At 68.9% G+C, this 12,568-nt stretch carries 13 protein-coding genes; 7 read left to right on the top strand and 6 right to left on the bottom strand.

All coding sequences use genetic code 11. The annotated features are described in order from the left end of the window. Nucleotides 1-30 precede the first annotated feature (30 nt). Nucleotides 31-834, top strand: a complete 804-nt coding sequence (locus ACQPYY_RS03385) for a TrmH family RNA methyltransferase (RefSeq protein ID WP_433592717.1) — start codon at nt 31-33, stop codon at nt 832-834. Beyond that, nucleotides 831-1,124, top strand: a complete 294-nt coding sequence (locus tag ACQPYY_RS03380) for a DUF2537 domain-containing protein (protein ID WP_433592716.1) — start codon at nt 831-833, stop codon at nt 1,122-1,124. The genes ACQPYY_RS03385 and ACQPYY_RS03380 overlap by 4 nt, the downstream gene beginning before the upstream one ends. Before the next feature lie 22 nt (nt 1,125-1,146). Here the strand turns inward: ACQPYY_RS03380 and ACQPYY_RS03375 are convergent, their stop codons facing one another. From ACQPYY_RS03375 to serC, 3 genes are all read right to left on the bottom strand, one after another. After that, entirely contained in the window at nt 1,147-1,884 is a 738-nt protein-coding gene (locus ACQPYY_RS03375) for a DUF6928 family protein (protein WP_433592715.1), read from the bottom strand. Between the two features lie 239 nt (nt 1,885-2,123). Then, nucleotides 2,124-3,188, bottom strand: coding sequence for a septation protein SepH (gene sepH / locus ACQPYY_RS03370; protein WP_433592714.1), 1,065 nt, complete (start codon nt 3,186-3,188; stop codon nt 2,124-2,126). 220 nt (nt 3,189-3,408) lie between these two features. Further along, a complete protein-coding gene (gene serC, locus ACQPYY_RS03365; protein ID WP_379105744.1) occupies nt 3,409-4,533 on the bottom strand; it encodes a phosphoserine transaminase in 1,125 nt (374 codons plus the stop codon). 121 nt (nt 4,534-4,654) lie between these two features. On the opposite strand from serC, the gene ACQPYY_RS03360 reads away from it, so the two are divergent. Further along, nucleotides 4,655-5,395 carry a hypothetical protein gene (locus tag ACQPYY_RS03360; protein ID WP_379105747.1) on the top strand — a complete coding sequence of 247 codons (741 nt, stop codon included), beginning with the start codon at nt 4,655-4,657 and terminating at the stop codon, nt 5,393-5,395. A gap of 44 nt (nt 5,396-5,439) precedes the next feature. Here the strand turns inward: ACQPYY_RS03360 and ACQPYY_RS03355 are convergent, their stop codons facing one another. Both ACQPYY_RS03355 and ACQPYY_RS03350 read right to left on the bottom strand, forming a co-directional pair. Further along, complete coding sequence (locus ACQPYY_RS03355; protein WP_379105749.1) at nt 5,440-6,309, bottom strand: polysaccharide deacetylase family protein; 870 nt, start codon at nt 6,307-6,309, stop codon at nt 5,440-5,442. Between the two features lie 44 nt (nt 6,310-6,353). Beyond that, a complete protein-coding gene (locus tag ACQPYY_RS03350) occupies nt 6,354-6,527 on the bottom strand; it encodes a DUF1272 domain-containing protein (protein ID WP_433594557.1) in 174 nt (57 codons plus the stop codon). A 142-nt stretch (nt 6,528-6,669) separates the two neighbouring features. On the opposite strand from ACQPYY_RS03350, the gene ACQPYY_RS03345 reads away from it, so the two are divergent. Next, nucleotides 6,670-7,425 carry an RDD family protein gene (locus tag ACQPYY_RS03345; protein WP_433592713.1) on the top strand — a complete coding sequence of 252 codons (756 nt, stop codon included), beginning with the start codon at nt 6,670-6,672 and terminating at the stop codon, nt 7,423-7,425. A gap of 60 nt (nt 7,426-7,485) precedes the next feature. Here the strand turns inward: ACQPYY_RS03345 and ACQPYY_RS03340 are convergent, their stop codons facing one another. Then, nucleotides 7,486-8,625 (bottom strand): citrate synthase 2, encoded by a 1,140-nt coding sequence (locus ACQPYY_RS03340; RefSeq protein ID WP_433592712.1) that lies wholly within the window; start codon nt 8,623-8,625, stop codon nt 7,486-7,488. A 100-nt stretch (nt 8,626-8,725) separates the two neighbouring features. On the opposite strand from ACQPYY_RS03340, the gene pdxH reads away from it, so the two are divergent. The 3 genes from pdxH (at nt 8,726) to ACQPYY_RS03325 (ending at nt 12,356) form a co-directional block, all read left to right on the top strand. Next, on the top strand, nt 8,726-9,475 hold the full coding sequence (pdxH, locus tag ACQPYY_RS03335) for a pyridoxamine 5'-phosphate oxidase (protein ID WP_433592711.1): 750 nt from the start codon (nt 8,726-8,728) through the stop codon (nt 9,473-9,475). 97 nt (nt 9,476-9,572) lie between these two features. Continuing rightward, nucleotides 9,573-10,856, top strand: a complete 1,284-nt coding sequence (locus tag ACQPYY_RS03330) for an MFS transporter (RefSeq protein ID WP_379105758.1) — start codon at nt 9,573-9,575, stop codon at nt 10,854-10,856. Between the two features lie 186 nt (nt 10,857-11,042). Further along, a complete protein-coding gene (locus ACQPYY_RS03325; protein WP_357282557.1) occupies nt 11,043-12,356 on the top strand; it encodes a citrate synthase in 1,314 nt (437 codons plus the stop codon). The last annotated feature ends 212 nt before the right edge of the window (nt 12,357-12,568 follow it).

Genomic DNA, 12,568 nt, shown 5'->3' with positions numbered 1-12,568 from the left:
CCCGCCCCGGGCGGAGGCGAAAATGGGCGCGTGGCCGAAGTGATCGATATCGACGACCCCGCCGATCCGCGGGTCGCCGATTTCCGCGACCTCAATAACGCCGACCGCCGGCCCGACCTGCCGGGCGGAAAAGGCCTGGTGATCGCGGAGGGCGTGGTGGTGGTGCAGCGCATGCTGGCCTCGCGGTTCACGCCGTTCGCATTGTTCGGTGTCGCGAACCGATATGAGCAGCTGCGTGAGGATCTCGCGGCCGTGGATATTCCGTATTACCGGACCAGCGCCGGGGTGATGGCCGAGGTCGTCGGATTCCATTTGAATCGGGGCGTGCTCGCGGGGGCTTATCGGCCGCGTGAACTCAGCGCCGCGGAAGTACTGGCGGACGCGCGGACAGTCGCGGTCCTCGAGGGCGTGAACGACCACGAGAACATCGGTTCCATCTTCCGCAACGCGGCCGGACTCGGCGCGGACGCGGTGCTGTTCGGCGACCGCTGCTCGGATCCGCTGTACCGGCGCGCCGTGCGCGTGTCCATGGGGCACGTGCTGCGGGTGCCGTTCGCCCAGCTGCCGCCGTTCCCGGCGGGCCTGGAGGTGCTGCGCGAGCGCGGTTTCCAGATCGTCGCGCTCACCCCGAACCCGAAGGCGGGCACGCTCGCCACCGCCATGACCGGCGACCGGGTAGCGCTGCTGCTCGGCGCGGAAGGACCCGGCCTGACCGAGGAGACCATGCGCGCCAGCGACATTCGGGCCCGCATCCCTATGACTCCCGGCACCGATTCGCTTAATGTGGCGACAGCGGCCGCCATGGCCTTCTACGAGAGAGTGCGTGCGCAGTGAGTCATCCGCCCGACGGACCGTACGGATACGGATATTCCGAACCCACGCCGTGGGCCAGCGGCATCGCCGTGGTCGTCATGGTGGCGGCGCTGACCGCGGCGGGCGTGTACGCCTTCGGGGCGGCGCTGGCGCAGATCCATCCGCTGCTGTCGGTGGTGGTCAATCTGATCGCGGTCGGCGGGGCCGCGCCGACGGCGTGGCGCTGGCGGTTCGCTCCGGTGACCCGCTGGGTGATCGCGGGACTGGGCGTGGGCGTGCTGGTGGCCTGGCTGAGCCTGCTGCTGTCCTGAGCCGGGTGAGCAGGCCGCTCGGTCAGGAAACGCGGTCCCGGCCGCGCAGCCAGCCCAGCAGCCCGCGTCTGCCGTTGCCGTGCTCGATCTGTGGTTCCGGTTCGCTGTCCAGCCGCGGCGCTTCGCCCTTGGGGTACAGCGAGAATCCGCAGACCTCGATCTGGTCGGGGGTCAGGCCGTCCGCGGAAGTCTGGCCGCGGTAACGGAATCCGAGCCACTGCTCGTTGGCGGCGTCCGCGAAGCGGGGCGGATCGAAGGGCAGCAGCTGCGGGTCGAGCAGTTCACCGGGGGTGAGGACGATCGGATGCTCGCCCGCCCAGTACGGCCGCTCCCAGACCCGCGGCATGCCCTCGTCCTCGAGGATGTTGACCCGGGTCGCGCTGAAGGAGCGGCGGAATTCGCCGCGCTCCCAGTGCGCGAACGCGCCCCAGCCCAGCGACAGGTCGTAGGAGATCAGGTAGGTCTGCTCGGAGGCGAGCGGGCGGACCAGCAGCTCCGGCAGCCGGGTGGGCCGCGGCAGCGCCGCCTGGGTGGAACACATCACCGTGACGCCGGGATAGCAACCGATATAGACGGATTCGGGGTCCGGGCCCGCCCACACCTTCATGCTGCCGGAGGCGGCGGGCACCACGTCCCGATCCGGGTTGAGCTGCCGGGCGAGCGCGAAGGCGGCGTCGGGATCGGGTCCCGGTTGCGCGCGCAGCACGGCCACCGGATCGGGGGCGTCGACGTACCACAGGGATGAGACCGTTGATGGCACCGACGTCACCTCCCTCGCACACGGCTACTTTCGAGCAACGCACAGCGGCCGGTCGGGGCCGACATCGATCGGCCGGGACCAACCCGCCAACAGGATTGAATCTACCCCCGCGACAGCCCGAAATGCGGCTGTTGCCAACACCGTTTCGCGGCGCGGCGACGAACGACATGCCGGAAGGTCAGCAACCCTCCGGCATTCGTGAAGATCGACAAAGCGTCAGCGACCCGAACCGACAGTGGTCAGTGACCCGAGCTGCGCACGCCTAGGAGCACGTCCTCCCAGGACGGCATCGGCGCCTTGCCGCCACGCTTGGCCCGATTCGGCTTCTGCGCGTTGGACTTCGCCGCGGGCTGCGCGGGAGCCGGGGCCGGCGCCGGTTCCGGCGTGGGCTCGGCGGCCGGAGCCGGAGCGGGCGGGGTGGCGGGCGGCGCCGGGGCGGCCGCCGCCGGAGTCGCGGGCGGCGCCGGGGCCGCCGGTTCCTTCGCGGCCGGGGCCGGAGCGGGAGCGGGCGCCGGAGCGGCCGCGGTGGTCACCGGCACGGTGCCGTCGCCGACCGCGGCGCGCTGCTCGAAGTAGTCATCCACGTTCTGCTGCTGGGCGACTCGCGCCGGGGCGGGCTCGTAGTCGGAGCCGCGCTCCTCACGCGCCGCGGGCGCGGGAACCGCCTCCGCCACCGGGTCGGTCTGGTCCGGCAGGATGGTCGCCAGGCCGCGCAGGGCCCGGCCGAAGTCGGGGTCGATGAGATCGGAGGCCGGATCGTCGAGCGGCACCACGGAGCCGCCGTGCGCGTCGGGCTGGTAGCGCCAGTGCGCGGCGATCACCGAACGGCCCGCCTGCCACTGCAATTGGGCCACCCAGTAGCCCTTCTCGTCCTTCCAGGCGTCCCATTCGGCGACCTCGATATTGTGGCCGCGCTCGGCGAACGCGGCCGACACGATCTCGATCAGGGTCTCCACGGCGGGGCCGTCGTTGCGGACCGGGTGCGCCTTCTGTGCCAGCTCGGCGGCCCGGGCGCGTTCCAGCAGAACGGGATACGCGAATCGTTCGACCCGCGACAGCGGCATGCCCGACTCTTCGGTGACCTGCTCCACCGAGGCGCCGGCACGGATACGAGCCTGGATATCGCGAGGGCGCATCGTGGCTTCCGTTTCGATCTCGATTTGGCCGAATCGGGCAAGATCTCCGCGGGCAGCGGCGCGCAGTTTATCGTCGGCGGCGAGGCGGTACTTCTGACCGCTCTCGGTGTCGATGCATACGATATGCGTGGAATCGGGCGTCAATCCGATTACTCGAAGTTCACGCACCGTTACCTCCTGTTCGCTGCGCAACTCACAGCTATAGCTAGGCTCGCGACACCGCCCACGTTCTGGAACAGTAGTGCACTTCTGTGAATCATGGGGCAAGACACGCGGCGCGGAAATCTGTTCCCAGACTTCCGCGCCGCATTAGTGTGATCGATTCGCCTCAGCTCCGAAACCGGGTTTCGCGAGGCGCGTTCGCCCGGTCAGATGCCATTTCTACTGATCAGCCGAGCTTTTCGACGACCCAGTCGACGCAGCGGGTCAGCTGCGACACATCGTCGGGGTCGATGGCCGGGAACATGCCGACGCGCAGCTGGTTACGACCCAGCTTCCGGTACGGCTCGGTGTCCACGATGCCGTTGGCGCGCAGCACCTTCGCGACCTGCGCGGCGTCCACGCTGTCCGCGAAGTCGATGGTGCCCACGACCTGCGAGCGCAGCGCCGGGTTACCGACGAACGGGGTGGCGTACTCGCTGGTCTCGGCCCACGAGTACAGGCGCGAGGAGGAGTCGGCGGTGCGCTTCACGGCCCAGTCCAGACCGCCATTGCCGTTCATCCACTCGATTTGGTTGGCGAACAGCAACAGGGTGGCAAGCGCCGGGGTGTTGTAGGTCTGGTCCTTGGTGGAGTTGTCGATCGCGATCGGCAGCGACAGGAACTCCGGGGTCCAGCGACCCGAGTTCTTGATCTCCTCCACGCGCTCCAGGGCCTTCGGGCTCATCAGCGCGATCCACAGACCGCCGTCGGAGGCGAAGCACTTCTGCGGGGCGAAGTAGTACACGTCGGTGTCGGCGATGTTCACCGGCAGACCGCCCGCGCCGGAGGTGGCGTCGATGGCGACCAGGGCGTGCTCGGAACCGGCCGGACGCGACACCGGGATGGCGACACCGGTCGAGGTCTCGTTGTGGGCCCAGCCGATGAGGTCGGCCGACGGGTCGGAGGTCGGCTCGGGGGCGTCGCCCGGCTCCGACTTCACGACGATCGGGTCACCGATGAACGGGTTGCCCTTGGCGACCGAGGCGAACTTCGAGGAGAACTCGCCGTTGCTCAGGTGCAGCGACTTCTCGCGGATCAGGCCGAAGGCGGCGGCGTCCCAGAACGCGGTGGTGCCACCGTTGCCCAGCACGACCTCGTAACCGTCGGGCAGGGAGAACAGGTCGCGCAGACCGGAACGCACCCGCGCCACCACGTCCTTGACCGGCTTCTGCCGGTGCGAGGTACCGAACACCGAAGCGCCGGTATCCACCAGGGACTGCAGCTGCTCGGGGCGGACCTTGGAGGGGCCGCAACCGAACCGTCCGTCGGCGGGCTTGAGATCGTCGGGGATGGTCGGGAACGCAGAGGTCATGGCGACAAGGGTAGTGGTGCTATCACCCGCGCTCACGGGCGGGTCCGGGTGGAAAAAACAATCTCGCGGGCGGGTGGGTAATGCTGTGTGGCGCGCCACAGACGCACTACGGTTCAGCACCATGGACATGGCCGCGGACAAGCGACCGGGCACCGCATCCGACCGGCGGACCGGTTCCGTCCCCGGGTTGCCCCCGGATTCCGCGCGACCGCGGACCCGGCCCGATGATGTGCCGCGCCTCGGCCTGCTGGCCCGGCTGTCCTCGCAGTTCGGCTCGCACGGCCTGACCCGCCGCGGTCCGGTGCTCGACGACGCCGCCCGCCGCGCACTGCTGCTGCACGGTCTCGAGGGGACGGCCACCATCCTCGGCGTCCGCGCGGACGAGCCCGCCCCGGAGTTCTGGGTGCGCGTGCAGATCGAGGACCGGCACGGCTACGAGACCCGGGTCCGTCAGCGGGCGGGCGCCGCCGATCGGGAGTGGATGCAGCCCGGCGACGTCGTCTGCTGCCGGGTCGATCCCGGCGATCCCGACCGGGTGGTGCTGTATCTGCCCGCGCCGGAGGAGACCTCGCGCACCAATATCACCAAGATCCTGGCCGACGGCCGTCGCGCCCGGGCCACGGTGCTGGCCGCCGCCCCGGTCGCGGCCGACTACACCGGGCGCGATGATCCGGTGCTGCGGCTGGATCTGGAACTGCGCGCCTGGGACGAGCCCGGCCCGTGGCGGGTGCGGGTGGTGCAGCCGGTGCCGCTCTCGGCGCTGGAGCTGGTCGATCTGGGCCGTCACCTGGATGTGGCGTTCTTCACCGTCGACCGCGGCGAATCCGTGGCCGTCGACTGGGCGGCCTCGCGGCGCGGCTGACCGCCGCGCCGGAGGCGGGTTCGAAGAACTGCGGGGTCGAAGGACTAAGGCAGATGCACGAATTGGAAGCCGTTGGCTTTCAGCGCCGGGAGCGCGGCGAGCATGCCGGCACCGGTGCCCGACTTGGGCCGATGCATGTGGGCCAGGGAGATGCCGCCGGACTTGGCCGCCGACATGGCCGACTGCACCTGCGCGGCCGAGGCGGTCGCGCCGAAGTCCGCGTTGACCGTGTAGCCGACCGGGGTCTCCCCCAGGTCCTGCACGATCGACACCGCCACCTCGTCGTAGTGGGCGGTGCCGGCGCGGAAGAACCGGGGTCCGCGCCCGGTCAGGGCGGCGATGCGTTGATGGTTGCCCCACACCTCGTCCACCGCGGCCTGCGCGGAGACGGTGCCCTTGATCTCGTAGGCGGCGCGGCCGTTCACCGAGAGCGGGCAGTGCGCGGTGCCGTGATTGCCGATCTCGAACAGCGGGTTCGCGGCCAGCTGCCCGGCGCGGGCCGGGTTGGCGTCGATCCAGCGCTTGTTCAGGAACAGGGTGGCCGGGATCTGCTGGGCCTGCAGGAAGGCCAGCAGGTTCTCGTCGATGTCGTTGTTGCCCGGGCCGCCGCAGGCGTCGAAGGTGACGGCGAACTGCTTGCCGGTCGGGTTGAAGCCGGTCAGGATGCCGTCGACGTCGACACCCCAGGCCTTCGGGGTGCGGCCCGCGTACTTGGCCGCGATGGCGTCCGGGGACACCGTGGAGACGGGTAGGCGGGCCGGCGCGGAGGCCGGATCGGCGCCACCGCGGGGTGGATCGAGGATGCGGTCGGACGAGTTGCCGTTCGCCACACCGCATCCGGCGGTGACGAGGCCCGCGGCCAGCGCCGCGCCCGCGGCGAAGAAGCCGCGCCTGGACAGTCCTGCGTCGAACACCGGAGCAGGTTATGTGAATCCCGGCGCGCAATCCATGGCCTGAATCAGGATTCTCGCCACCGTCGCGGTCTGGCAACCAATTCGCCACCGCAGTTGGGGCAGACGTAATCCATTGTTCGACCGCACGATTCACAGAAGGTGCACTCGTAGCTGCAGATCAGCGCGGGACCCTCAGCAGGTAAATCGGCAATCTCGCATCGTTCACAGCGTGTCCGCATTTCCAGCGCCATCCGGTCTCCTCGTCCGCGCGCTGCCGGTCCCGGGTGCGCGACTGTGATCGATTTCCTTTTCATATCGAGGGGCCGGGTGCCCCAGACTGTAGCCTGCCTGTCCGAAACGACCCTTTTGCAAGGAAGCGCATTGACTTACCCGAACAACCCGTACCCGCAACAGCAGCCGGGGTACGGCTACCCGCCCGCCGATCAGCCCGCCCCGGGCTACGGCGCGCCCCAGCCCGGTTACGCGGCCCCGCCGCCCGGCTACGGCGCGCCCCAGTCGCCCTACGGCGCACCGCAACCCGGATACGGCGCTCCGCAGCAGCCCGGCTACGGCGCCCCGCAGCCCGCGTACGGGGCTCCCCAATCTCCTTATGGCGCACCGCAACCCGCTTACGGCGCACCCCAGCCCGGTTACGCTCCGTTCGGGGGGTTCGGAGCGAATTACGCGAGCTGGGGCGCGCGAGTGGGCGCCCGCCTGGTAGACACCCTGGTCGTGATGGGCCCCTTCATCCTGCTCGACGTCATCGCGAACACCGCGGGCACCTCGGAGCCCAACTGCACGACCACCCGCTACTCGACCTACTGCGACACGGGCACCATGAACGCCCTGGGCTTCATCTGCGTGCTGATCGGGCTCGTGGCGCTGATCGGGGCCGGGCTGTTCATGGCCTACCAGGAGGGCACCACCGGCCAGACACTCGGCAAGCGTGTGGTGGGCATCCGGTTGCTCAAGGAATCGACCGGCCAGCCGGTCGGATTCGGCATGGCCATCGTGCGCTACTTCGCCGAGATGGTGAACACCCTCTGCTGCTACCTGGGCTGGCTGTGGCCGCTGTGGGACGAGAAGAAGCAGACCCTCGGCGACAAGATCATGGGGACGATCGTCGTCAAGGCGTAGGACGACAAGCAATGGCCCGCAGCGAATCCTCGCCGCGGGCCATTGTTCGTTCAGCGCACTCTAGTTGTGCGACACCAGGTTCCAACCGGTGACGGTCTCCGGCTTGCGCGGGGCCGGGCCGGTGTAGATGGCGGCCGGGCGGACCAGCTTGCCGAGCTGCTTCTGCTCCAGGATGTGGGCACACCAGCCGGCGGTGCGGCCACAGGTGAACATGGCGGGCATCATGTGCGCCGGGACCTCGGCGAAGTCCAGGATCACGGCGGCCCAGAACTCGACGTTGGTCTCGATGGCGCGGTCGGGGCGACGCTCGCGCAGCTCGGCCAGGGCGGCCTGCTCCAGTGCGGCGGCGACCTCGAAGCGCGGGGCGTCCAGGCGCTGGGCGGTAGCGCGCAGCACGCGGGCGCGCGGGTCCTCGGCGCGGTAGACGCGGTGGCCGAAGCCCATCAGCTTTTCCTTGCGGTCCAGGATGCCCTTGACCAGAGCCCGTGCGTCGCCGGACTTCTCGACGGCCTCGATCATCGGGAGCACGCGGGCCGGGGCGCCGCCGTGCAGCGGGCCGGACATGGCGCCGATGGCGCCGGACAGCGAGGCCGCCACGTCGGCGCCGGTGGAGGCGATGACGCGGGCGGTGAAGGTGGAGGCGTTCATGCCGTGCTCCGCCGCGGACACCCAGTAGGCGTCGATGGCCTCGATGTGGCGCGGGTCCGGGTCACCCTTCCAGCGGGTCATGAACCGCTCGGTAATGGTGGCCGATTCGTCGATCTTCGACTGCGGCACGGCGGGCTGGTAGATGCCGCGCGCCGACTGGGCGACGTAGGACAGCGCCATGACCGAGGCCCGGGCGAGGTTCTCGCGGGCGGTGTCGTCGTCGATGTCGAGCAGCGGCTCGTAACCCCAGATCGGGGCCAGCATGGCCAGACCGGCCTGCACGTCGACGCGGACGTCGCCGGTGTGGATGGGGAGCGGGAACGGTTCGGCGGGCGGTAGGCCGCGGCCGAATTCGCCGTCCACGAGCAAGGCCCAGACGTCACCGAAGGTGACCCGGTTGCCGACCAGGTCCTCGATGTCGACGCCGCGGTACCGGAGCGCACCGCCGTCCTTGTCCGGTTCGGCGATATCGGTGGTGAAGGCCACCACGCCTTCGAGACCGCTCACGAAGCCGTCGGGGACGACATTGGGTACCGCAGCGCTGGCAGTCATGTTGTGACTCTCCTTGCATGTCGGACTGCCCGATCCCTGAGCAGCCACGCCGATCACCTGGAGCTTAACCCCCGCATTACTCCGGAGTAACGTCTGGCCCATGGTTGACCAGGAGAAATTGGCCACCGGGCCGATGGCGCACGAAGTCCCGGTGGACATCGATATCGCGGCCTTGCGCGTCGAGTACGGGGTCGATCAGGGCGACAACCATCCCCGCCGCGACACCGACCTGGACGAGACCTGGCTGGCCGAGGGCTGGGAGCCGTTGCTGCGCAATTGGATCGAGGATGCCACCAGCGCGGGCTTGACCGACCCCAACTCGATGGTGCTGAGCACCGTGGAGATCGCCGAGAGCGGTCCGCGGCCGTCCTCGCGAACCGTGTTGTGCAAGGGGCTTTCTCCCGAGGGTGTGACTTTCTACACGAATTACGACTCGTTCAAGGGCCGTCAGCTGACCCGAACCCCGTACGCGTCGGCCACATTCGTCTGGCAGGCGATGGGGCGGCAGGTGACGGTGCGCGGCCCGGTGCGGCGGGTGCCCGCCGAGGCCACCGAGGTGTACTGGCAGTCCCGTCCGCGCGGCTCGCGTCTGGGGGCGTGGGCCTCGGAGCAGTCGCGGACCATCGCCTCGCGCGCCGAACTGGATGAGCGCATGGCCGCGACCGAGGCCCGGTTCGCCGAGGTGGACGACATTCCGGTGCCGCCGTTCTGGGGCGGGTTCCAGATCCGGCCGGAGACGGTCGAGTTCTGGCAGGGACGCCGCAGCCGTATGCACAACCGCATCCGGGTGACCGTAGAACCGGGCAATTCGGACGTGTCGGCCATGAAAGTCGAACGCCTCCAACCCTGATGCCCCGGGCCCTCCAACCCTGATGCCGCGGGCAAGGCCCCGAAAGAGTTGGATATCTCACGTTCAAATGATGGGATGATCGGTCCAAAATAAGTCGGTGAAGCTGCTCGCCGACATAACTCCATTACGGAATCCCGACTACCGGAGGCTCTGGACCACCGGCATCGTCACCGTGATCGGCGCGCAGCTGTCCGTCGTAGCCGTCCCCAAACAGCTCTACGACATCACCCACAGTTCCTCCTACGTCGGCCTGGCCGGACTGTTCGGCCTGATCCCGCTCATCGTGTTCGGGCTCTGGGGCGGCGCGCTCGCCGACGCCATGGATCGCCGCAAGATGCTGCTCGTCACCTCCGCCGGCACCGGCCTGACCGCGCTCGCGTTCTGGGCGCAGGCCGCGGCCGGACTGAACAACGTGTGGCTGGTGCTGATCCTGTTCGCGGCGCAGCAGGCGTTCTTCGCCATGAACCAGCCCGCCCGCAGCGCGATCTACCCGCGCCTGCTGCCGTCCGAGCAGCTGCCCGCGGCGAACTCGCTGAGCATGACGGTCATGCAGTTCGGGGCGATCGCCGGACCGGTGCTGGCGGGCATGCTGATTCCGCTCGCGGGCCTGTCCACGCTGTACCTGCTGGACGCCATCGCGCTGCTGGCCACGCTGTGGGCCACCTGGAAGCTGCCGCCCATCCCGCCGCACGGCGAAGCCCGCCGGGCCGGGCTTCGTGAGGTGTTCGACGGCTTCGCCTATTTGGCCACCCAGCGCATCCTGCTGGCCTCCTTCGCGGTGGACGTGGTGGCCATGGTGTTCGGTATGCCGCGCGCCCTGTTCCCGCAGATCGCCCAGGACAGCTTCGGCGATTCCGCTTCGGGCGGAACGGCTCTGGGGCTGTTGTTCGCGGCCATGTCGGTGGGCGCGGTGCTGGGCGGGGTGTTCTCCGGCTGGCTGTCACGGGTGCGGCGGCAAGGCCTGGCCGTGGTGGTCTGCATCGTGCTGTGGGGTCTGGGCATGGTCGGGTTCGGCCTGGCCGTGGGCCTGGTCGGGCACGGGCTGAGCATGACCCTGGCGCTCTGGATCGCGCTGGCCTGCCTGGCCTTCGGCGGCGCGGTCGACATGTTCTCGGCGGCCTTGCGCACCACCATGCTGCAGTCGGTGGCGACCGATGAGATGCGCGGGCGACTGCAGGGCGTGTTCATCGTTGTCGTGGCGGGTGGACCGCGCATCGGTGATGTTGCGCACGGTTTCGCGGCAGCGGCGGTGGGTACCGCGGCGGCCGCCGCGGGCGGAGGCGTGCTCGTCGTGGTCGGCATGATGCTGGCCGTCGTGGCATTTCCCGCGTTCGTGCGTTACCGGGTGGCACGTGCCCATTCGGAGGTGCCGGTCGCCTGAGGTCCGGTGTTCATGCGCATAGCACATGACCGCCGCTCGCCTCACCTGCGAACGACGTGACTGTGAGGTAGTCAAGGGACACCCTCATTACTCGGGCGTAGTGGACAGCGGCTAGCGTTGAGTACAAGCGCATCGTGTGTCACCCGCGTCGATGCCTACGGTTTCAAGCCTGAGAGGGATCCTTCCGTGCCCGCTGAGAACATCATCAACGTCGACGACGACGCCAAGCCGGTACTGCAATACCCGGGCGGCGAGTACCCGATGACCGTCGCCAAGGCTGTCGAGGGCAATGACGGGATCGACCTGGGCAAGCTGCTCGCCAGCACCGGGTACGTCACCTACGACCCCGGCTTCATGAACACCGCGTCGACCAAGTCGGCCATCACCTACATCGACGGTGAGGCGGGCATCCTGCGCTACCGCGGGATCCCGATCGAGCAGCTGGCGGGCAAGTCGACCTTCATCGAGGTCAGCTACCTGCTCATCTACGGCGAGCTGCCGACCCAGGCCCAGCTCGACGACTTCACCGACCGGATCCGCCGGCACACCCTGCTGCACGAGGACCTGAAGCGGTTCTTCGACGGCTTCCCGCGCAACGCGCACCCGATGCCGGTGCTGTCCTCCGCGGTCAACGCGCTGTCGGCGTACTACCAGGACTCGCTGGACCCGCGTGACCCGGAGCAGGTCGAGCTGTCCACCATCCGACTACTCGCCAAGCTGCCGACGATCGCGGCCTACGCGTACAAGAAGTCGGTCGGCCAGCCGTTCCTCTACCCGGACAACTCGCTGTCCCTGGTCGAGAACTTCCTGCGGATGACCTTCGGCTTCCCGGCCGAGCCCTACGAGGTCGACCCGGAGATCGCCGCGGCGCTCGACATGCTGCTCATCCTGCACGCCGACCACGAGCAGAACTGCTCGACGTCGACCGTGCGCCTGGTGGGTTCGTCGGACGCCAACCTGTTCACCTCCGTCTCCGGCGGCATCAACGCGCTGTGGGGCCCGCTGCACGGCGGCGCCAACCAGGCCGTGCTGGAGATGCTGGACGACATCAAGGCTCAGGGCGGTGACGTCAAGGAGTTCGTCCGCAAGGTCAAGAACAAGGAAGACGGCGTGAAGCTCATGGGCTTCGGGCACCGCGTCTACCGCAACTACGACCCGCGCGCGACGCTGGTCAAGCAGGTCGCGGACAACATCCTGTCCAAGATCGGCGGCGACGACCAGCTGCTCGACATCGCCAAGGCCCTCGAAGAGGCGGCGCTGACCGATGAGTACTTCATCGAGCGTCGCCTGTACCCGAACGTCGACTTCTACACCGGCGTCATCTACCGGGCCATGGGCTTCCCGACCCGCATGTTCACCGTGCTGTTCGCCATGGGCCGCCTGCCGGGCTGGATCGCGCACTGGCGCGAGATGCACCGCGAGCCGCTGAAGATCGGCCGTCCGCGCCAGATCTACACCGGCTACGGCGAGCGCGACTACGTGGAGATCAACGGCCGTTGATCCCTCGGGTCCTGTGCCCGAACGCTTTTCCCGGGAAATCCCCGTCGTCCCCCATCGTGGCGGCGGGGATTTCTCGTTGCCGATGACCTGTCGTTGACAAGGACTTGTTAAGGATCTCGCTGGCGCGGGGCGGCACTCTTGTTCTCACGGGGGTCAGCTGCCGCGGCGGGGGCGGCAGCTGGCCCCCGAAGAAATCGGATGCGGGGAACCGG

Source organism: Nocardia sp. CA-145437, from assembly GCF_050956485.1.
GTDB lineage: Bacteria > Actinomycetota > Actinomycetes > Mycobacteriales > Mycobacteriaceae > Nocardia.
Note: the sequence above shows the minus strand (reverse complement) of the source record. Positions and strands in the feature narration are given on the sequence as shown.

Coding starts and splice junctions, on each gene's coding strand:
- serC (WP_379105744.1), bottom strand. CDS start 4,533: ATGACCTCTGCGTTCCCGACCATCCCCGACGATCTCAAGCCCGCCGAC.
- ACQPYY_RS03360 (WP_379105747.1), top strand. CDS start 4,655: ATGGACATGGCCGCGGACAAGCGACCGGGCACCGCATCCGACCGGCGG.
- ACQPYY_RS03350 (WP_433594557.1), bottom strand. CDS start 6,527: ATGCGGACACGCTGTGAACGATGCGAGATTGCCGATTTACCTGCTGAG.
- ACQPYY_RS03340 (WP_433592712.1), bottom strand. CDS start 8,625: ATGACTGCCAGCGCTGCGGTACCCAATGTCGTCCCCGACGGCTTCGTG.
- pdxH (WP_433592711.1), top strand. CDS start 8,726: ATGGTTGACCAGGAGAAATTGGCCACCGGGCCGATGGCGCACGAAGTC.